Annotated in this window: 11 protein-coding genes and 1 tRNA gene; 2 read left to right on the top strand and 10 right to left on the bottom strand. The window is 37.3% G+C overall.

The window, feature by feature from the left end:
• Positions 1-47 precede the first annotated feature (47 nt).
• Both EYS08_RS19375 and metG read right to left on the bottom strand, forming a co-directional pair.
• Positions 48-119: transfer RNA gene (locus tag EYS08_RS19375), tRNA-Arg, on the bottom strand.
• Between the two features lie 196 nt (positions 120-315).
• Positions 316-2,424, bottom strand: a complete 2,109-nt coding sequence (metG, locus tag EYS08_RS19370) for a methionine--tRNA ligase (RefSeq protein ID WP_131031661.1) — start codon at positions 2,422-2,424, stop codon at positions 316-318.
• 40 nt (positions 2,425-2,464) lie between these two features.
• On the opposite strand from metG, the gene EYS08_RS19365 reads away from it, so the two are divergent.
• Together EYS08_RS19365 and EYS08_RS19360 are read left to right on the top strand one after the other, a co-directional pair.
• Positions 2,465-3,364: a S66 peptidase family protein gene (locus EYS08_RS19365; protein WP_131031660.1), complete on the top strand. Its 900-nt coding sequence runs from the start codon at positions 2,465-2,467 to the stop codon at positions 3,362-3,364.
• Between the two features lies 1 nt (position 3,365).
• Positions 3,366-3,773: a DoxX family protein gene (locus EYS08_RS19360; protein WP_057930915.1), complete on the top strand. Its 408-nt coding sequence runs from the start codon at positions 3,366-3,368 to the stop codon at positions 3,771-3,773.
• 71 nt (positions 3,774-3,844) lie between these two features.
• Here EYS08_RS19360 and EYS08_RS19355 read toward each other — a convergent pair whose 3' ends face one another.
• The 8 genes from EYS08_RS19355 to EYS08_RS19320 form a co-directional block, all read right to left on the bottom strand.
• Positions 3,845-5,314 (bottom strand): RagB/SusD family nutrient uptake outer membrane protein, encoded by a 1,470-nt coding sequence (locus EYS08_RS19355; protein WP_131031659.1) that lies wholly within the window; start codon positions 5,312-5,314, stop codon positions 3,845-3,847.
• A gap of 12 nt (positions 5,315-5,326) precedes the next feature.
• A complete protein-coding gene (locus tag EYS08_RS19350) occupies positions 5,327-8,473 on the bottom strand; it encodes a SusC/RagA family TonB-linked outer membrane protein (protein WP_131031658.1) in 3,147 nt (1,048 codons plus the stop codon).
• Between the two features lie 944 nt (positions 8,474-9,417).
• Positions 9,418-10,923: a RagB/SusD family nutrient uptake outer membrane protein gene (locus tag EYS08_RS19345; protein ID WP_131031657.1), complete on the bottom strand. Its 1,506-nt coding sequence runs from the start codon at positions 10,921-10,923 to the stop codon at positions 9,418-9,420.
• Between the two features lie 26 nt (positions 10,924-10,949).
• Complete coding sequence (locus EYS08_RS19340) at positions 10,950-14,108, bottom strand: SusC/RagA family TonB-linked outer membrane protein (protein ID WP_131031656.1); 3,159 nt, start codon at positions 14,106-14,108, stop codon at positions 10,950-10,952.
• Positions 14,109-14,579: 471 nt separating this feature from the next.
• Entirely contained in the window at positions 14,580-15,992 is a 1,413-nt protein-coding gene (locus EYS08_RS19335; protein WP_131031655.1) for a RagB/SusD family nutrient uptake outer membrane protein, read from the bottom strand.
• 11 nt (positions 15,993-16,003) lie between these two features.
• Positions 16,004-18,976 carry a SusC/RagA family TonB-linked outer membrane protein gene (locus tag EYS08_RS19330; protein ID WP_131031654.1) on the bottom strand — a complete coding sequence of 991 codons (2,973 nt, stop codon included), beginning with the start codon at positions 18,974-18,976 and terminating at the stop codon, positions 16,004-16,006.
• Between the two features lie 537 nt (positions 18,977-19,513).
• Positions 19,514-20,200, bottom strand: a complete 687-nt coding sequence (locus EYS08_RS19325) for a hypothetical protein (RefSeq protein ID WP_131031653.1) — start codon at positions 20,198-20,200, stop codon at positions 19,514-19,516.
• A 69-nt stretch (positions 20,201-20,269) separates the two neighbouring features.
• The gene (locus EYS08_RS19320; RefSeq protein WP_131031652.1) at positions 20,270-21,760 is read right to left on the bottom strand and encodes a SusD/RagB family nutrient-binding outer membrane lipoprotein; all 1,491 of its coding nucleotides are present in this window, start codon (positions 21,758-21,760) and stop codon (positions 20,270-20,272) included.
• Between the last annotated feature and the right edge of the window lie 9 nt (positions 21,761-21,769).

Below are 21,769 nucleotides of genomic sequence, written 5' to 3'. Positions count from 1 at the left end.
AAAATCAACGATTTGCGCGACAATGTTCTGGTTTGAATCCAAGGAAGTGGTCCCGACGAGAATCGAACTCATATCTAAAGTTTAGGAAACTTCTATTCTATCCGTTGAACTACGGGACCATTTGTTGCGCAAATATAACAAAAGTTTTGTCGCAAGAGAATTCATTTTAACAAGCATTTATCTTAGGATAATTGTCTTTAAAAACATAAAAAATCAATTACAACAGACGCACCTTAGGATTATTGCATAGGGTAAGCAATAAAAAAAGCCATTTGAAATTAATCAAATGGCTTTATATTTTAATGCAGGCAAACACTACCTAATTACACTACCCTCTGGGAATTTTTCTATAGGTGCCACAAAAGTGAGCTTGCCTTCGGTATTTTCGGCCATTAGGATCATTCCCTGTGATAAAATCCCTTTGATTTCGCGTGGAGCAAGGTTTACGATCATACTTACCTGTTTACCAACAATATCTTCAGGCTTATAATATTCTGCGATGCCCGAAACCACAGTTCTTTCATCAATACCTGTATTTACCGTTAATTTTAACAGTTTTTTTGTTTTCTCTACCTTTTCTGCAGCAACAATGGTGGCTACACGGATATCCATTGCCGAGAAATCGTCAAACTGGATATTCTCTTTTGCCGGAACAGCAACTACATTACTGGCGGCGTTACTGGCTTTGCTTTGGTTTAGTTTCTCAATCTGGAAGTCGATCTCTGCATCTTCAATTTTATCAAATAATAGCACAGCTTCGCCAATTTCGTGGCCACGTTTTAACAAGCTTACTGTACCTGCATCATCCCAATCATGGCCACCATTCTGAAGCATCTTCATTAACTTTTCTGCTGTAAATGGCAAGAAAGGTTCAATCAGGATCTGAATATTGGCGGCAATTTGAAGCGCAATATTCAATATCGTTCTTACCCGGTCCTCATCCGTTTTAATCAATTTCCACGGCTCGGTTTCGGCCAGGTATTTATTTCCTAAACGGGCAACATTCATTACTTCTGATAAGGCCTCTCTAAAGCGGTAATTCTCGATAGACGCAGAGATTTTAGCCGGGTACACAGCCAGTTCATCAATAACAGCCTGATCTACCTCAGTAATTTCCATACAGGTAGGTACTGAACCACCAAAGTATTTATGCGTAAGTACCACAACCCTGTTTACGAAGTTACCCAGGATGGCCACCAATTCATTATTGTTTCTCGCCTGAAAATCTTTCCAGGTAAAATCATTATCCTTGGTCTCGGGAGCGGTTGCGGTTAATACATAACGCAATACATCTTGTTTGCCTTCAAACTCCTTTAAATATTCGTTTAGCCAAACCGCCCAGTTCTTGGAAGTTGATATTTTTTGGCCTTCTAAGTTTAAAAATTCGTTTGCCGGTACATTATCGGCCAAGGTATATTCGCCATGCGCCATTAACATTGCAGGGAAAATAATGCAGTGGAAAACAATGTTATCTTTACCGATAAAGTGAACCAATTTGGTTTCGTCGCTTTTCCAGTATTCTTCCCAACCACATTTATCGTTTTCGTAACTGCTGATATAATATTCTTCGGCTTTAGGGTTCCAAACATCGAGCTTGGCATAGTTACAAAGCTCTTTGGTTGCAGAAATATATCCGATAGGTGCATCGAACCATACATAAAGCACTTTACCTTCGGCATCGCGAAGCGGAACACGAACGCCCCAATCTAAATCTCTGGTCATAGCTCTTGGCTGTAAACCTGCATTTAACCAGCTTTGGCATTGGCCGTATACATTTGGGCGCCATTCTTTATGGCTTTCGATATAGGTACGTAAACGGTCTTCATACTTATCCAGTGGCAGAAACCAGTTTTTAGTTTCCTTTAAAATTGGTTTATCTCCAGATAGGGTCGATTTGGGATTGATTAAATCAGTTGCATTAAGGGTAGAGCCACAGTTTTCGCACTGATCGCCATAAGCATTTTCATTCCCACATTTTGGGCAGGTACCGGTAATGTAACGATCGGCTAAAAATTGTTTTGCCGTGGCATCGTAATATTGCTCAGTAACCTCTTCGGTAAAAACACCTTTATTGTAAAGGGTTTCGAAGAAATCGGCAGCGGTTTGGTGATGGGTAAGCGATGAGGTACGGTGATAGATATCGAAAGATACGCCGAATTCTTTAAAAGAATCGCCAATAATCTTGTGGTACTTATCTACCACTTCCTGAGGCGTAATTCCTTCTCTTTTGGCTTTTAAAGTAATGGGTACACCATTTTCGTCAGATCCACAGATGAACTTTACATCACGTTTATTCGACCTTAAATAACGGGCGTAAATATCTGCAGGGATGTAAACACCAGCCAGGTGCCCAATATGAACTGGTCCATTGGTATATGGAAGCGCTGCAGTTACGGTATATCTTTTTATTTTACTATTATCCAAAACAATTTTTATTAATTTGGCAAAGATAAGTGTTTTGAAGATGATTAAGCAGCCCCCGTATTTAAAAAAAGGAGATAAGATTGCCCTGGTATGTCCGGCAAAGAAATTACCTAAACCAATAGACCATGCCATAGCACGATTAGAAAGCTGGGGTTTGGAGGTTATTGTTGGCGAAAGTGTATACGCCAGTCACCACCAGTTTGCAGGAACTGATGCGTTAAGAACCAAAGATATTCAGCGTTTTTTAGACGATCCATCTATAAAAGCGATTATTTCGGGCCGTGGCGGTTATGGTACCATCAGGATTATTGATGACCTTGACTTTACAGAATTTAACAAGAACCCTAAATGGTTTGTGGGTTTCAGCGATATTACCGTACTATTGTCGCACCTTATTGCGCAATGTAATACCCAGTGCATGCACGCGCAAATGCCCTATACTTTTGATGAATCTACCGCAGAAGCTTTAATTTCTTTACAGCAGGCTTTATTTGGTGAGAAACCGACCTATTCTTACCAAAGTACGTTTGAAAATCGGGCAGGAGAGGCGACCGGGGTTTTGATTGGAGGCAATTTAACTTTGCTTACCATGTTACAGGGCTCGGTTTCGGAAATGGATTTTACCGGTAAAATTCTCTTTTTGGAAGATGTTGGCGAGCAAGAATACTGTATAGACCGCATGTTGCGTATGCTGAAAAGAGCGGGTAAGCTAAAAGTCTTAAAGGGTTTGATTATTGGTGCCTTTAATGAAATAGAAGAAGAAAAGATTTCTTTCGGGCAAACGGCCGATGAGGTAATTTGGGATATTGTTAAGGACTATGATTTTCCAGTCTGCTTTAATTTTCCAACTGGACATATCGATAACAACCTCAGTATGGTTTTAGGTGCTGAGGTAAACTTAAAAATAGAAACAAATAACGTTCAATTTAAATATTTATAAGATGGCAATTTTAGACAATTTAGGAAAATACCGCAATACAGGCTTGTTGTTGCTACGCATTGGTTTAGGCGCAATGTTTATTATTCATGGTTTCCCGAAACTTGCGGGCGGCCCAAACGGCTGGACTGGTTTAGGGGGAAGTATGAAAGTAATAGGCATAGACTTTTTACCTATATTTTGGGGCTTTATGGCAGCCGCTACCGAAACCTTTGGAGGTTTCCTGCTAATTGTAGGATTATTTTTCCGTCCGGCACTAATATTATTAATCTTTACGATGATTATTGCAGCACTGGTTCATTTTGGTAAAGGAGATGGATTAGGCGGTGCCAGTCATGCAATAGAATTGGGTATTGTATTTTTCGGACTGATTTTTATTGGGCCGGGTAAGTATAGTGTGGATAAGAAATAAGCGGTTACTAAATAAAACAAGAAAGCCTAGTGAAGAAATTCTTCGCTAGGCTTTCTTGTTAAGGCATAAATCTAATTCTGAACAATCAATTTATTGTTTTGAACCTCATTAGCCGATATTGGCCAGATATAACCTGCGGTATTAAATGGAATTGCAGGAGCGGTACCTTGAGATCCACTTTTCGCCACGAAACCTGCTCCTAGTCGCATTACATCTGGAGATCTTAATCCCTCGCCTAATAATTCTATCCTTCTTTCTGTAAGAATAGTATTTTTAAGATTTGCTGGTAATAAATCTGCTGCCGGAAATACATAACCTGGATTAGAGCGCTGTCTAACCGCAGTTAGCAATGCGATAGACCTTACAGGATCAGTCACCACCGTCGCTTCGGCTAAGTTCAATAGAACTTCTGCATATCTAATTACCGGAATGTAATCTGTATATGGAGATGGTCGCTTAAACTTGGTTAAATAAGTATTAGCGCCCGAAACAGTTGTTAAACCTTTTCTGGCATCAGTTGAAGCGGCTGCAAAAGCTGCATTTCCAAAAATCCCTGTAGGGTTTAAGAAATACTCTTCGTTACCACCAGCTCCATTCGGCGTAACATTATAGTAATATGCCAATTGATTTTGTGTGCCAGGGGCATCAAGATCGGCCATAGGCAAAGTTAATGCAACTTCAGTAGCTGTTGCATTACCTGTATAAGTACCGCCAAATAGCGTAGTAACATTACTTTCTAACTTCAAAGGAGCACCTGTTGTAGCTTGAAATGGAGCTGTTACACTAACAATCTTATTTGCTTCAGTTACTACAGCAGGCAAATTGCCCATTGAGAGATATACCCGTGTTTTAAATGCGATTGCTGTATTTCTAGATGCCCTGGTTGCAGTTAAAGTCAGAGCTAAATCTGGCTCGGCTTCGTTTAGGTCTTTTAAAATTTGCGTATAAACTTCTGCTACTGTACTTCTTTTTAAATCGTTACCTGTTAAATCCTTTTCGCCTCTAAGTCTCAGCGGCACGCCCAAACTAGCACCGGCATCGGTTACATAGGGTTTAGCATATAATTGCAAGAGGCTATAATAGCACAAGGCACGCAAAAATTTGGCTTCTGCAATATATTGTTTTGCTACCGCCGGGCTAAGTAAAGATGCATTGGCATTTACGCCTTCAATAACTAAATTAGCCCTGTTTACCGCAGCGTAAACTGCACCCCACAAATTAACAACCTCATTGGTGTTCGAAGTTAAATTGAACCTCCAGGTATCTAAACCTGTTACCCCGTTCGGTTTGTTTACAACAAAGTCCTCTCCGCGGATATCGTTATAAATTAAATATCTTCCTCCATAAAACTGACCATTTTTTACGCCTGCATATACACCATTAACCTGAGATAAAATTCTTGAAGGATTTGAAAAGGCATCTTCAATAGGTAAGGATGTGTCGGGTGCGGCATCTAAGAAATTCTTTTTACATGATGTTGCAAAGAAAAATGGTGCGACAAGAAAAAGATATTTTACTTTATTATTTATTTTAATTTTCATGATCTCTAATTTTTAAAATCCAACATTAATACCAAAAGTAAATGTTCTGCCTGATGGCACAGAGTTTCTATCTACCCCAGGAGCAAGGTTACCACTATTACCGGTTGCTGTAGAGTTTCCGTTTACAGAAACCTCCGGATCTGGTCCCGGATAATCTGATATAATCCAAAGGTTACTAGATTGAGCATATATCCTGATGTTCGAAACGCCATATTTACTTAAAAGTGTTTTTGGCAGTGTATAACCCAAAGCTAAGTTTCTAACTTTTAAGAAATTACCGGAGAAAACATTTTGAGATTGCGCAAAAGCCGATCCATTTGAAGTATTATCTCCATAAACCACACGAGGAATATCTGTTACCTGTCCGGGGGTAGTCCACCTATTCATCATACCTGCTTCATTGTTCCAAAAACGTTGATCGCGAAGACCTGCTAATGATCCATAATAAATTTTATTACCGCCAGAGAAAGTTAAACCCAAGGTAAGATCGAAGTTTTTATAACGGAAATTGTTATCAAGACCGCCAAACCATTTCGGAATTGATGGGCCGTTAATTACAGCATCAAGCGCGGCATCAATTGCGGGTGCATTTTGGCCTGCCTTAGGGCCGTCAAGGTATTGATAACGGGCAGCTGTTGCTCTTTGGAAACTGAATCTCAGTTTCTCGCCATTTCTATTGATAAAAATTCGTTCTCCGGTTGCCGGATCAACACCAGCTGTTTGTACCGTATAAATTGATCCGATTGGATAACCAACTCGAGTAATATTTGCCGTTTCTAAAGAGGTGGCACCAAAAAGATCTGCATTATTATTACCTAAAGCGGTAACTTCATTTTTTAGTGTACTAAACGTAAAGGTGCTTGACCACGTAAAATCATCAGTATCGATGTTCCTTGAATTTACAGTAAACTCAAATCCTTTATTATACATCTTACCAACATTTGTTGTAATAGCGTTGCCTGGAACACCTTTTGAAGGTGCCTGAGGAGCATTTTGAACCAGATTATCGATATTATTATGATAATAATCAACTTCTAATGAGAATCTACCATCCAAAAACTCTAAATTAACACCAACATCGGCCTTTTTACTAGTTTCCCATCGAAGCTCAGGATTACCTGCCTGAGAGAATGATAATGCTGCATCAGATCCATATAAACCTGGATTATACAAAAATAGAGATGGGTAATTACCAATATTAATATTACCAACCTCGCCATAACTACCACGTAATTTAATACGGGTTAATACTTTGCTTAAGCCAGAGTTTTTATAAAAACCCTCTTCAGAGATTGCCCAACCTGCTGAAGCACCTCCAAAGTTACCATACTTATTACCTGCTGATAAGCCAGAATAGCCATCTCTTCTGAATGAACCAGATAAGTAATATTTTTTCTTATAGTCGTAGCTTAAACTTCCGAAGTAAGACCGGAATGAATTATCGCCTTGTACTAATCCTGATGGGGTAATAATACCAAAGGCTCCCTGGTATACTTTAATAAAAGGATCAATTACGTTTTGTCTGGTAGCGCCGTAACCATCCGATCTTGTTTGTTGATCTTCAGCACCAATTAAAGCACCTAAACTATGGTCGCCAAAGGTGTTTGTATAGTTTAGGGTATTAGACCAGTTCCACCTGGCATTCTTAACAAAACTACTGGTAGCACCACCATTATAAGCAACACCATCGCCCTGTAAACGGTTTACAAAAGCGTTATTGTCAATTTTTAAATTATCTAATCCATAAGTGGTTTTAAAACTCAATCCTTTAACCAATTGAATAGAGGCATAAACATTAGCAATAATCCGATCACTTTCTGATGTATTTTTATCTTCATTTACCAGAACTGCAGCATTTGGATAATTCGAAGCAATTGTATTCGCACCTAAACCAACAGCATTTCCATTCATGTTATAAGATCCATCTTCATTATAAGCGGCAACGTTAGGAGGCAACACAATAGCTAACCTACCCAAACCTACAGTTGAAAAGGTTTGCCCAGGAAGCGAACCTGTGTTTGGAGCACGGTTCATGGTATTGCTGTAAGAAAAATTAGTTCCGATAGTTACATTCTTAAATAACTTATGGTCCAAATTTACCCTGCCATTTTTTCTTTCGAATGAATTCCCCAAAATAAAGCCCTGTTGATTGCTATAACCAAGCGAAACATAATATGATGTTTTTTCGTTTGCTCCTGAAAAGTTTAAGGCATGGTTTTGAGAGGTTGCCGTTCTATAAGCATAGTCATACCAATTGGTTTCTACCTGAGATCCATCTGATTTTGTTTGTAGAAAGAACGCTGGAGTCTGGCCAATATTTGTTCTTGCCTCGTTTTTGATCTGAACATATTCGGCCGCATTTAATAAAGGTGTAAGATTCTGAGCCTTTGTAGAACCTACCCATCCTTCATAGTTAATTTTAGTACTGCCCTGCTTTCCTTTTTTTGTAGTAATTACAACAACACCATTGGCTGCTCTAGAACCATAAATTGCAGATGATGCCGCATCTTTTAAGATATCGATCGATTCGATATCAGCAGGATTGATGTCGCCCAATGCATTACCTGCAGCACTGTTAGCCGATTGATCGCCTGTAAATACAGGTATACCATCAACAATAATTAATGGATAAGAACTTAAAGAGATAGAGTTAAAACCACGCACCCTGAAAACAGGAGGATTATTTAAAACTCCGTTTGGCTGAATAATGTTTACACCCGCCGCTTTACCTGCAAGTGCCTGCTCGAAACTCTGAACAGGCAGGTTTTTAAGCTTTTCTCCACTTACACTTGCTATTGACCCTGTAACATCTCTTTTTGATTGCGTGGTATAACCTGTTACTACTACATCAGATAATGTTTTAGAATCGCTCTGTAGCTGTACGTTAACCACATTACTACCACCAATAGCTTTTGTTTGGCTTAAGAAACCGATATACGAGAATTCTAGTACGGTTGCTTTGTTGTTAACTTTAAGTGAGTACCTACCATCTGCACCTGATGTGGTTCCGCCAGTTGCACCTTTGATTTTTACACTTACGCCAGGTAGGGGCAATCCATCCTCTTGAGCCGTAACTGTTCCAGTGATTGTTCGATCTTGCGCTATTGCTGAGGTGGCAATAAATAGCAATATGAACAAACTTTGTAGAAGTTTTTTCATAAAAATAATTTAGTTTAGTTAATAATAGTTCAATATATGATTTAGTATTTTGTAATGCAAATTTTACAATTTTAAATTTGTATTGTTCAATAAAAACCAATGCACTTGCATAGAAGCGATTAGCTTCTTGCGATTAAAAACCTTTTTTTTAAAAGTTAAAAGAAATAATATTGTTAATTGAATGAATAAAATATGTTACCGTAATCTACAACTGATGTGGTTCTATCAATTGTAATTTCATTTAACACATAAATCAAAAAAGGGTGATGAGTCATCCCGCATAATAGGGGTTTTTGCAATAGTTCGATCGTATGTTATTGCGGAGTTTGCAAATAACAGCCATACGGACGAACTCCGTAGAAGTTTTTTCATAAAAAATTTTTAGTTTAGTTAATAACACCCCAATATATCACTAAATATTCCTGGATACAAACTTTATAGAATAATAATCCACTATTTTCTACAAAAAAAACACCCTATAAATAACTTACAATAAAAATACAGTTAAAATTATACTAAATTCAGAAGGAAATTAAATAATCTAAAGAAATTAACAGCTTTTCACAATAAAAACCACAATAACTTTTAAATAGAACTGAATACTTGTAAAGTTCTCCTTAATTAATAGCCACTGTGCTATCTTCAGCCTTTTGAATAACTCCTCTCTTAAGTATTTTCCGTTAAAACTACAAACACCTTGAGATAGAGCTGTTAGTATTCCCAATAATTTTGTGATAGATGCGTAAAAAACACTTTTTACATCAGCTTTAGGAATTGAAGATTATCTATTTAGAGGTTTTGTTGCACATCAACCTCCATACGGTTAGGGAGCATTTGTAGCTCATTATGCATTGCACCTCAAAAAACATTAGACATTCCATAAACTTATTAAAAAAAAAAGGAGGCTTTTATAAGCCTCCTTCAAAAATTAAATTATCTTTTTATTATGGATTCTGCGGACCAATATTTGGGTTGGCGTTTAATTCCGCACGTGGTATAAGAAACAAGAATCTTGGATCACCAGCAGGGATTTCCATAACGTTAGCCACAGAAGTAGCAACATAATTTGGAACAACAGTTCTATTTAATCCCTGATTTAAACGTTTCAGATCTAAATATCTAAAACCTTCTCCCCAAAGTTCGGTTCTGCGGTTAACCATAATTTCATCGATTAATGCTGTGCCAGTTTGAGTAGATTTAACTGCGCTTAAATCTCTTTTAGAGACAAAAGTGAATAAAGCTGTCTGAGCCAATGCATCTTGACTACTTCTAGCATAAGCTTCTGCTAAAATTAAATGCATTTCAGCACTTCTCATCCAAGGCACATCGCCCAAAGATGGATCTCCGACTGCTTTAACAGAGAATTTTCTAGTCATATATGGTCTTCTAGCAAATGTAGCAAGAGGCAGCGGAAAGTTAGTTGCATTTGGTGCAGGCTCCCACATTTTTTTTCTCACATCTGTAGCAGAAATCTGATCGTACAATGCAGAGTTTATCATCTTCGGCGTGCCACGCTGATAACTTGTATTTGCATTATAAGCAATCTGAGCATAAAAAGATCCGAAAGTATCACCTTGCTCTGTTGTTGGGTTTGCACCCCACATATATTCTGATAAGGCAATATTATTAAAACCTGTTTGGTAATCTGCTTGACTCATTAATGGAAATGAATTACCATCAATTACTTCTTTTGCGTATTTGATTGCAGTTGGATAATCTTGCATAGTTAAGGCCACCCTGGCTCTTAAACCTTTAGATACCCATACTCCAGCATGTGTTTTGTTAGGAACAGTTGTTACGTTTAATGCAATTGCAGCGTCTAAATCTGAAACGATTGCGGTGTATACTTGTTCAACACTTACCCTCGGCATTTTTGTATCGGTAGATTTCAACGGAAGTGGAACCGCTAGCTGATTATTTGGCTTTGCTGCTGCATTATACCTAGTTCCGTAAAATTGCACCAAATAAGAATAAGAATAAGCTCTAAGCGTTAAAGCTTCAGCTTTTATTCTTGCTTTTTCTGCCGCTGTACCTTCTGCAGCGTCGATATTATCGATGATGTAATTGGCATTACCAATCATTCTAAAAAATGTCCTGTAATAATATTCGTTACTACCTGCGTTATCTGTACGAGCTGCCAAATAATTGCCTTCGCCTGTTGAAGTAAACCATGTAGCTGCCGCCTGATGTAAATCTTCCCCCATAAAGTCGATTCCTAATAGAATACCGCCAACACCTGGTTTACCTTGAACATTACTTGTTGTTGCAGTCGTTCTTTCGAACATATAACGATAAATACCATTCAAAGCAACACTTGCATTAGCAGTTGTTAAAAATATAGCAGTGTTATCTACTCTATCAGTCGGTTGAGTTTGAAGAAATTCTTTTTTACAGCCCGAACCGCCTAAAATGGTAGCGATTAAAATTGCTGAATAAATTATCTTTTTCATATCTATTTTGATATTAATATTAAAACTTAAAAGGAAGCATTTAAACCTACACTTAGGATTCTTGCTTGTGGGTAAACGTTAGCATTTGTTCCATCGAAAGATTCTGAAGGATTTAACCCTTTTCTTTTTGAGAATAAATGTAAGTTTTCGCCAGTAACGAACAATCTCGCATTGGAAACATCAATTTTCTTCAACCAATTTTGAGGTAAGCTGTAAGACAAATTAACATTACGGATTGCCAAGTACGATGCATCAATTAACCATCGTGTTGATGTTGCATTGATGTTAACAGAGTTACCATAATCGGCTCTTGGAATGCTACTTGTAGTGTTCGTTTGTGTCCAAGCACCAAGTAAATCTTTATGCAAAGCAGATCCATAAGAACCTGTACTCATTAATCCTTGATAGTTACCATCGTAAAATTTACCACCAATCTGATAATTAATCAATACTGATAATGATAAGTTTTTATATGAGAATGTGTTGGTAAATGAACCCATCAAATCAGCAATAGCAGATCCTGAACGATCAAACAAAGCGTTAGATTGGTTAGTCGTATACTCTACACCATTAACTATTCTTTTGTTCGCAGCCGCAATAGTCTGAGCTGGATCTGGAATATACAATGCGGCACCATCAGCTGGATCTACCCCAGCATATTGTTTTAACCAAAATTGATAAAAATCATAACCCACTTCTCTTCTTTTTGTTCCGCTTACAATTTGAGGTGTTTCTGCCGGCAATTTAGTTACTCTATTTTTCAAGAAAGTCCAGTTAGTTACTAAATTCCATTTAAAATCTTGTGTTCTAACTATATCAGCACCTAATAGAATTTCCACACCTGAATTGTACATTGAACCAACATTTTGGTTAATTGATGTAACTGGGTCAGATATTGGTTGAGGAACGCTGAACAATAAATCGTTCACTGTTTTTTTGAAAAACTCTACCTCTCCGTAGATTCTTCTTTTAAACAAAGAGAAATTAACACCAGTATTAAGGGTATTTTGAGATTCCCATTTTAAATTTGGGTTTGCAGCAGATGCTAAAAGAGCACCTGGTTCAGAACCGTTATTCCAACCTAAATCGTAAAATGCCCTATCTAAATAGTAACCATCTAACAAATTATTACCAACCTGGCCATAAGACACTTTTAATCTTAAGTCATCAATCCAATTAGCATCCTTTAAGAAGTCTTTGTTAACTGACCAAGACCCTCCTAATGAGAAGAAATTTCCCCATCTTGTGTTAGAACCTAATCTAGACGAACCGTCACGTCTTAAAGACGCATCAAAGAAATATTTCTCTTGGTAGTTGTAGCTGGCTTTCGAAAAATAAGATTCAATTTTATCTTCATCTGACTGACCATTTGAGCTGTTAGCAGTTACAAAGTTTGGAAACTCTGTATTACCTTCTAAAATTAAACCTGTTCTACTCGCATCAAATGTACGATAGTTATAATCATAGTTTTCGTGTCCAATCAATGCTGAGATTGTATGATCGCCAATCTTTTTGTTGTAGTTTAAGATTTGGTTGAAAGTATATGATCTAATTGTGTTGTTACTTTGAGATTTGTATCCCTTCTGAGTAACACCATCTCCAACTGTCGGATTCCAGTAAGTATCTCCATTGTTATTTCTTAGATCGATACTGAATGTAGGCATGAAAGTGAAGTCTTTCAAAAATTTAATTTCAACGAAAGATCTTGCACTTATTTGATTTCTTCTTGTTAAATATTCATTCAACAAAGTTTCGTAAACCACATGTCTACCAGGTGAAGCACCTTGAGGACGAATGATCGCACCTGGGTGGTTACCATAATCATACCATTGCTCACCTGTTAAATTGTTTATGATTGGCTTTCCAGTAGCATCGTAAGCATGAACGGGATAAATTGGACCAATACCTCTAGTGAAAGCGAATGCATTAATGAAACTAGCTCCACTACCCGTAAAAGAGTCGTTAGCAGTGTTGGCCGTAGTCATCGATCCTGAAATATTTAAACCTGTTCTTAGCCAAGGCTTGATTTGAGAATTTACGTTGATACGCGCATTGAAACGTTGAAAATCAGATTTGATATTAAAACCTTGATCATTTAAGTAGCCCATTGAAACGAAAAAGTCGGATTTTTCTGTTTTACCAGAAAAACTTAAATTAGCATCTGTTCTTTTTCCTTGTCTTGCCATTGCATCATACCAATCAAAATCATCATACAATAATGATGCATTAGGATTAAGTTTGCCATCAGCACCCACAACTTGGTTACCTGGTACATTAAATGGATTGTAAAATAAGTTAGTAAATACATCTGTTGAAGCTTTTGTAGAAGCAGCAGCTTCAGAAAGCGCAGGAGATGCATTATACATTAGGTTATTTTTAATACCCTGCCATACTAACGGATAGTACTCGTATGCATTAACACGCTCGTATTCTGGAATTCCTCTTTCTGAAAAGCCCTGAACAATACTTGCGTTAACCGTTGGCTGTAAAGATTTACCTCTTTTAGTAGTAATGATAATTACACCATTCGCACCTCTTGAACCATATAAAGCAGATGATGACGCATCTTTTAATACAGAGATACTTTCTATATCATTTTGGTTAATATCGCCAATACTTCCATCATAAACAGATCCATCTAATACATAAAGTGGTGTGTTTGATGCAGAAAATGAGCCAAAGCCACGGATTCTGATTCCGGCAGAGCTTCCTGGCTGGCCGTTAGAAGCACCTACACTGATACCTGGAGCCGATCCTTGTAAGGCAGCTGTAACATTGGTTACTGTTCTGCTTTCTAAATCTTTAGAATTAATGGTAGAAACCGAACCGGTGATAGATTCTTTTTTCTGAGTACCATAAGCCACAACAACAACATCAGCAAGACTCTTCGAATCAGAAGCTAATCCCACGTTCAGGGTGTTGGATGAAGGAACGTTGACTGTTTTGCTCGTAAATCCAATATAAGAGAATTGGATTGCTGTAACCACAGAGCCGATTCGTAGCGAATATTTTCCATCAGCACCTGTTACGGCAACTGCTTGCGACCCGATGGCTCTAACACTTACACCCGGCAGGGGAATGTTATCCTCAGCAGATGTTACTGTTCCAGTAATTGTTCGCTCTTGAGCCACTGCAGTAATAGCAACAAACATCAATAAGAACAAACTTTGTAGAAGTTTTTTCATGAAATTTAAGTTAGTTAAAGATTATAGTTATTTGAAGCATTAAATATAAAAGAGTTTGCTAATAGTTTAACAAATTTTAACAAAACCAACTCTTATAATGACTTTATTTTGACAATAATCCTGTCTGATTAAAAAGGCGATTTGGGGATATTTTCCACAAAATGTAGAATATTATGAACGGTTATAGCCATTTTTTATCCAAAAATAGGCGAAAATTGCTGTTTTAGAAGCAATAAACAACACCTAGCAATCTAAAAAAACTGTGCCAAAAAAAATCATTTCTTTATATAAAACCTTTCCGCATTAAGCGAGTATTAAACAAATTTCCTATCACAACCATCTCTTTGCTAACAATAGTACATTTTATCATTGCGTAAATCGTATAACTTAATAAAGTGGCAAAAATTAAAATAAAAAAAGCGATATCATGGTTTAGCATGATATCGCTTAATCTTTATTATAGGTTGTTATTTAGTAACCTGTATTTTGTTGGCCTTGTAAGCCAGGGTTATTATCAATCTCTCTCTGAGGAACTGGTAAAATAGTTTTAGCACCACCGAATGCTGCTGCTGCATTTCCTGCTCTTAACGGTTGTCTGTTACGAAGCAAGTCCATTCTACTATGCCCCTCAAAAGCCAATTCTTTACGTCTTTCGATTAATAAAGCATCAACAAGAGCTTGTTGAGTAGCTACAACTTTAGGAAGTAATCCCGCTCTATTTCTTATTCTGGTATTCAAAATTGTAACTGCCTCAGCGTTTGGTATTGTGTTTTGGCGAGCCAACGCTTCTGCAAGATTTAAATATACTTCTGTTGTACGGATAACAGGAGAGTTATCAGAATTGTTCACCGCATCAGGGAACTTAGAAGTAAATAAGTGGGGTAAGCCATCTGCCGCATTTCCTGATATCTTCAAATCATAACGTTTATCCCCAGGTTCTGATGTATAGGCATTGATTAGGTCTTGAGAGAAAGGCGCATCTCCACGTCCAGCCAATGCCGCTGGGTTATAATAGGAAGCCCAGCCACCAGAGCCGGTTCTACCGTTATCAATAGCGCTATTTTGAATAGTAAACACATCTTCACTAGTATTACCACTATAGAAAGCGTAGTTTGGTGCAGTATCATAAATACCTTGCGCCAAAGTGCTTCTTGCTGCACTTTCAGCCTTAGCCCATTCTTCTCTATATAAGTACAATCTTGATAAAAGCGCATAAGCAGCTCCTTTAGTGGCGCGGCCACGGGTTTCAGTCGCATCGGTATACGATTGAGGTAAAGCAGGTATAGCTTCGTTCAAATCCTGTACAATTTGTGCATGTACTTGATTTAAAGTACTTCTTGATGGGTACTTAACTGTACCATCAAAAGGCTCTAGCACCAATGGAACTGCTAGATTACTTCCCGAACTTACCTGAAACGGCTGAGCAAAGAAGTTAGCAAGCTGAAAATAAGCTAAAGCCCTTAAGAATTTGGCTTCAGCAGCATACTGCGCTTTTTCTTCTGCTGATAAGCCATCAACAGTATTGATTTTTCCAATAACATTATTGGCACGGGTGATCACCTGATAGTGAATCTGCCACATGGTTGCTACGTTTCCGTTTGTAGATACAGCTGAAAAGCTATTCAGATCTTGTAAAGTAGGGAAGGTACCCACAAAGTCAACGTTATTTCCCATGTAATCGCCAATTACCTGAGGCAAACTTCCATAAAAATCGAAAGTTTGAGCGGTACTGTAAATACCCCTAAGCGCACCTAATGCAGTTGACGGAGAGTTAAATGCAATTTCTTCAGCAATATCCTGTTGTGGTAATTTTTCCAATTCTTTCTTGCACGATGACAAAGACAGTACAAGAACTGAGGATATAATATAATATTTTAATTTCATCTTATCAAATTTTAAAGGCCAATATTTACACCGAAAGTAAAGGTTTTCGCCTGTGGTAAAGCAAAGAAACTCTGACCTAACACTAAGTTAGATGCGCCATCAGCCGAGATTTCAGGATCTCCTCTGAAGTCTTTATCTTTAATTGTCCAGATATTTTGTCCTTGGAAGTAAATTCTAACACTTGAGAAAAGTTTACTTTTTTGCAAGAACTCTTTAGGAAAGCTATAACCTACAGACAAGGTTTTCAAACGCATATAAGAGCCATCCATCAGCTGCTTAGTAGAGGCCTGGTGGTAAGTGGTTCTGGTTGCACTATTTAAAGCTGGAGCAAAAGCATTATCACCTGGTTGTTTCCAGTAATCTAATAATTTAACACTTTTATTATAAGAGCCAGAACCAAAGTTATCTGCGAACTGCAAACCATCTAAATAAACATCGTTACCGTAGCTAAAGTTGAAGAATGCCGATAAATCGAAGTTTTTGTAGGTAAAGGTATTGGTGATACCTCCAGAAAAATCTGGATTACCTTTACCAACGATTACGCGATCTGAGGCAAGCGGTGAAGTAGTAACCGAACCATCTTTTTTCAACCACTCTGCATTACCTGTTTGAGGATTGATTCCATTGTAACGAATTAAGTAAAAAGAGTTTTTAGAATAACCAGTAATTGCACGTTGTACCGTACTTCCTGTTATAAAATTACGCCCGTCCTCATCTGGATTAGCAGGTAAATCAATAATAGTATTTTTATTGAAGCCGATGTTAAATGATGTTCTCCATGTAAAATCACGCCCAACAATATTATCAGAATTGATGGAAACCTCATAACCTCTGTTTCTCATTTTACCAACATTTCTGTTAGCAGATGCGTATCCGGTGGTATAAGGATAAGGAACTGTTAATAAAGCTCCTGTTGTATTCTTATTGTAGAAGTTAAACTGAACATCAATTGCCTTGAATAATCTGGCAGAAACACCGATATCAAATTGTGCTGTTTCTTCCCAGCTTAAATCAGGATTAGAAACAATATTAGGTGTCAAACCTGCTTCTCCTAAATAATTCGAGCCAGAAGCATAAGTGCCAATATATCTATTAAAACCAATATTATCATTACCAGCAGTACCATAACTTGCCGTCAACTTTAAGTTTTGAGCAATCTTATTGTCTTTGTTAAAAAATGCTTCATTGGAGATTAACCATCCGCCAGACAACGCATAGAAGTTACCATATTTTTTATTTGGGCCAAATCGCGAAGAACCGTCTCTTCTTAAAGAAGCTTCAAAAAGATATTTCTTATCAAAGTCATAGTTAAAACGCCCAAAAAATGATTGCAGTGCCCAGTCGTAAACGTTTTCAGATGCAGTTATTGGTGTTGAAGCTGATCCTACGTTTGGAAGGTCATCACTTACAAAACCAGATCCCTCAACCATCATTTGAGTTAATGTAGCCGTTTCAAAACTATAACCTGCTAAAGCAGCAATGGTATGTTTCCCGAAAGTCTTGTCATAATTTAAGGTATTGGTATTTACCCATTTATTATCTGTATAGTGTGTTCTATATGCATAACCTCCAGGAGTTAACAAATCAGTTTCACGATATTTCTCATCAATGGCATAGTTATCAATACCCCAATCAGTTTTCAATCTTAGTCCAGGAACAATTTTATATTCCAAGTAAGCATTACCTGTACTTCTATCCGAATAGTTTTTATTGATACCAGTTTCAGCAATCGCAATAACGTTGGCTACGAAACCCGTGTTTTGAAATTTGCCGTCTGGTCCGTATGGCGTAACATAAGGCAGTTGTAAATATGCCGCGGTTATTGGCGCATAAGTGTTATTTTCTGCTCCAATACGATCCATGTCGATATGCGACAAGTTGTAATTTAAGCCTACTGTGAATTTATCAGAAATTTTATGATCTATGTTTAATCTTCCTGATAAACGTTTTAAATTGTTTCCTAAAGTATAACCACTTTCATCAGAATAAGTTCCACCTAAATAAAACTTAGTTTTATCATCACCACCACTTGCGCTTAAATTGACAGTATTTGACTTGCCAGTACGCACAATACCATCAAGCCAGTTAAAACTAGTTGTTGGATAAGCAGGCACAGCTGTATTGTTTGCTTTAAGATAATCTGTTCTGAACTGACGGAACTGATCTGCGGTCATCATTTCATCTAATGCGGTTGGAGAAGAGAAGCCATTTTGGTAATCTGCATTGATTCTGGTTTTACCAGAGGCACCTTTTTTAGTGGTAATTAAAATTACCCCATTTGCACCACGCGATCCATAAATCGCTACCGCAGATGCATCCTTCAAAACCGTCATGCTTTCGATATCATTTGGGCTGATATTAATTAATGGGTTCAAAGCTGAAGATCCACCTTGAGTTTGCCCGTATTCAGTACCGTTACTATTTAAAGGAACACCATCCACTACATATAAAGGTCGGCCTCCGGCACTGATTGACCCACCACCACGAATGGTAATTTGCGCTTCAGAACCTAAAACACCTGAAGAGTTAATCATATTAACACCCGCAGCCTGGCCTTGTAACGCTTGTTGTGGCGTTTGAATCGGCATGTTTTTAAACGATTCAGCCTTAACTGTAGCAGTAGTTTGGGTGGTTAACGCTTTGCTTTGTTGACCATAACCCACTACAACTACATCTGAAAGCGTTTTAGCATCAGATTCTAAAGTGACATTAATTGTGTTTGATGCGGTTATTGCCTGGTTTTTAACCAGATAACCGATAAAAGAAAAGTCTAAGGTTTTCGAACCCGAGGGAACTTTAACGGAGTATTTACCATTAGCGTCTGTAACGGTTCCGATTTGTGTACCTGTTACCCTTACGCTTACTCCAGGAATCGGCAGTTTGTCGTCTGAAGACGTTACCGTACCAGTAATTGTTCTGTCTTGAGCTATTGCGGTAGATGCAAAAAACAAAAGTATGAACAAACTTTGTAGAAGTTTTTTCATGAAATTGAAGTTAATTAATAATTATTTATTTAGGCGTCGAATTTAAAAAATAGCTTCGGATGATTTGAGAACAGCAGACCTTTATGACATTTATATTACCTTAAAAATAAATATCCTTAAGCTTTTAGTTGTTTTTTAGTCTTTATATGCAAAAAGGAGCCCATCTACCGAACTCCTTTCAATATAACCTCTCACTCGCTACAGCGTTTCGTAATAGCTTAACAGCTTAACAATCCCGTCAGTAGACTTTATATCTAGTTTATTCTCTTTTGTGTACTTTGTTAACTCTTCTGTTACCCAAAGCGGCTAATCGATTTGTTCCAATCAATCTATTTTAAAAATACCTCTATCTTCTTAAATTTGATTAATAGAATTACCAGCATGAAAGAGAGCCTATCCCATTCAATATAAATTTCTTTAAACTTGCTTTATAAAATAAAGATTGGACAATATTAAACTGGATAGATCCTATAATGCATTAAAAATATGATGCAATAAAGAAAAAAACAGTGTTATTCATTTAGGGTTATTAAGGGCCTATTGATGTAATTGGGTCGAATAAAAGTTAAATATTTTAATTAGATCCTCATCATTTTTTAAGTTGAACTTATTTTCCTTAATATAAGCGAGTAGAGGGATTGCACTGTTACCAAAAGCCTCCTTAATTGAATTATTATCTCTTTTAAATTCAAATAGTTTATTTGCACTATAATAGTAATATTTTACTCTTTCTATAATTGATTTTGTTGTTGTTGCAGAATTATACTCTCGATATTCCTCTATTCTCTTTACATTTTTTTTCGCTAAACTTAATTGTCCTTTATATAAAATTTCATAATAATTTAGCAGCGTAGAGCCCTTGAAAGGCTCGAATCCATTTCTGAACAATGATGATTTTGCCAATCCATTGATAATATAATCAATCTTAAACTCGGTTACAGGAACGGCAAAACCAAGCTCCTGTCCCTTAGCATCCTTAAATATCAATTCATCTTGGAGCTGGTCATATTTAAGATCGATATCCTTAATGCTTTGTCCGTTTGATTGTTTAATTAATCCTTTACTCCAAGTATTTATAAAATATGGCGATCCTTTAAGATCAACATAACTCCTGGACCTGAGTGGCATTCCGATCGACTCTTTTAATCTAAAAAACTCTTGAGCATTTAAAATACTGATTGATGAGAGAGTTAAAAAAATCAGCGCATTAATAAATCGTTTCATCTAATTATGATTTTAAAAAAAAGGAGCTTTACTAATAAAGCTCCTCTAAATTTAATGATTATAATTTAATTATGGTTTATCCCACCACATTCTATTGTTAATCCCATTACTTGACCAACCTTGTTGAGCTAATGCAGCATTGTAATTATCTCTATTTGTAGTTTGATCAGCGGTAGGGTAGCCTACACGCCTAGGAATAACTGTTCCATTTTGAGAGTTGGGTCCTGGAACCAATGCAGGGAAACCTGTTCTTCTAAATTCCGTCCAAGCTTCCCAACCATCTAAATACAGCGCAATCCATCTTTGCGTACCAATTTGCTGTAATGCAGTTGTTGGATTATAAACAATACCTGTAGCGGCTTTAAATGTTGGGCTAGCAACACCATATTGAGCCAATGATGCATCTATACCTGCGTTATAGTATGTTGCGGCAGTTGCATCACCTCCGGCTATCCAACCTCTTTTAGCCGCTTCAGCTAAAGCAAACTGAACTTGAGCGCCAGTAAAAATATATGCTGGCGAGCCCGCGCCTCTCAAGGTAGTTCCGATACGACTATATGAATTTGGAATATTAGTTTGAACTTGGGTACCAAATTCCAACCCAACAACTTGATTTCCTGCTAAAACTTCACCGTAAATAGGCAATCTTGGATCAGTACCTGTACCATTATTCTTCATAATGTCAACTAAAGTTTTACTGATTGCAAAATCATTACGATTAGAAATGCTATAATTATTATACCATGGGTTATAGTTATTTGGATCGCCACTTAAAAACTTATAAGTTAATGTTTCACTCGCTGCAAGTGGGGTAGCTGCTACAGCAGAAGCAAATTCAGTTGCTGCTAATTCACCTGCATTGGGATAAACTTTTGAAAGTCTTAATGCCATTAACAATCTTTGGGTAGCTGCAAATTTTTTCCATGAAGTCATATCGCCATCAAACATAATATCACCTGTAGGTCCTGCACCACCATCCATCTGGGCAACCGCTTCTTTCAGTTCTTTAAAAAGATCCTTATAAATATCTTCCTGTTTTGAAAATTTAGGCGTAATGTTCTCACTATTTAAGGCCTCAGCATAAGGTACATCTCCCCATCTATCGGTTACTTTCCAAAATACATAAGCTTTCATGATACGGGCTACAGCAATTTGGTTATTTAAAGAACCATTTGCAGCAGCATCTGCTTCAGGTGCACCTGCCTTTGCAAAAGTAATTACCTGATTTAAGTTTTTAAGCACCTCAGAATAGAAACCATAGTAACTAGGGTTCAATGTACTTCCGGCGTCATTAAAAGGAGACACTGTTAAATATGGCCCCTCAGAAATGTGCTGTCCAAAAATCGCCCCTGTTGAAGACAAAATTGTGGTGGGATTAGCATTAGTAGCTCCATTAACTTGACTTTTTTGTATTGCATAAGTTAACAAAGCCTTTGTTGCCGCTTTTGCTACCCTTGTCTGGTCAACATTCGTATCGCCAAACTCACGAAATTTATTACAGCTTGAAGCTAAAATACTAACCCCAATAGCCATATATATATATTTTTTAATATTTTTCATATCCTTATA

Source organism: Pedobacter kyonggii, from assembly GCF_004310665.1.
In the GTDB taxonomy this organism is placed as follows: domain Bacteria; phylum Bacteroidota; class Bacteroidia; order Sphingobacteriales; family Sphingobacteriaceae; genus Pedobacter; species Pedobacter kyonggii.
The sequence above is the reverse complement of the archived record's forward strand: the minus strand, read 5'-3'. Positions and strand labels throughout refer to the sequence as shown.

Bases quoted from the DNA above. Each gene is read 5' to 3' on its own strand.
- EYS08_RS19365 (WP_131031660.1), top strand. From the start codon at position 2,465: ATGATTAAGCAGCCCCCGTATTTAAAAAAAGGAGATAAGATTGCCCTG.
- EYS08_RS19360 (WP_057930915.1), top strand. From the start codon at position 3,366: ATGGCAATTTTAGACAATTTAGGAAAATACCGCAATACAGGCTTGTTG.
- EYS08_RS19355 (WP_131031659.1), bottom strand. From the start codon at position 5,314: ATGAAAATTAAAATAAATAATAAAGTAAAATATCTTTTTCTTGTCGCA.
- EYS08_RS19350 (WP_131031658.1), bottom strand. From the start codon at position 8,473: ATGAAAAAACTTCTACAAAGTTTGTTCATATTGCTATTTATTGCCACC.
- EYS08_RS19345 (WP_131031657.1), bottom strand. From the start codon at position 10,923: ATGAAAAAGATAATTTATTCAGCAATTTTAATCGCTACCATTTTAGGC.
- EYS08_RS19340 (WP_131031656.1), bottom strand. From the start codon at position 14,108: ATGAAAAAACTTCTACAAAGTTTGTTCTTATTGATGTTTGTTGCTATT.
- EYS08_RS19335 (WP_131031655.1), bottom strand. From the start codon at position 15,992: ATGAAATTAAAATATTATATTATATCCTCAGTTCTTGTACTGTCTTTG.
- EYS08_RS19330 (WP_131031654.1), bottom strand. From the start codon at position 18,976: ATGAAAAAACTTCTACAAAGTTTGTTCATACTTTTGTTTTTTGCATCT.
- EYS08_RS19325 (WP_131031653.1), bottom strand. From the start codon at position 20,200: ATGAAACGATTTATTAATGCGCTGATTTTTTTAACTCTCTCATCAATC.
- EYS08_RS19320 (WP_131031652.1), bottom strand. From the start codon at position 21,760: ATGAAAAATATTAAAAAATATATATATATGGCTATTGGGGTTAGTATT.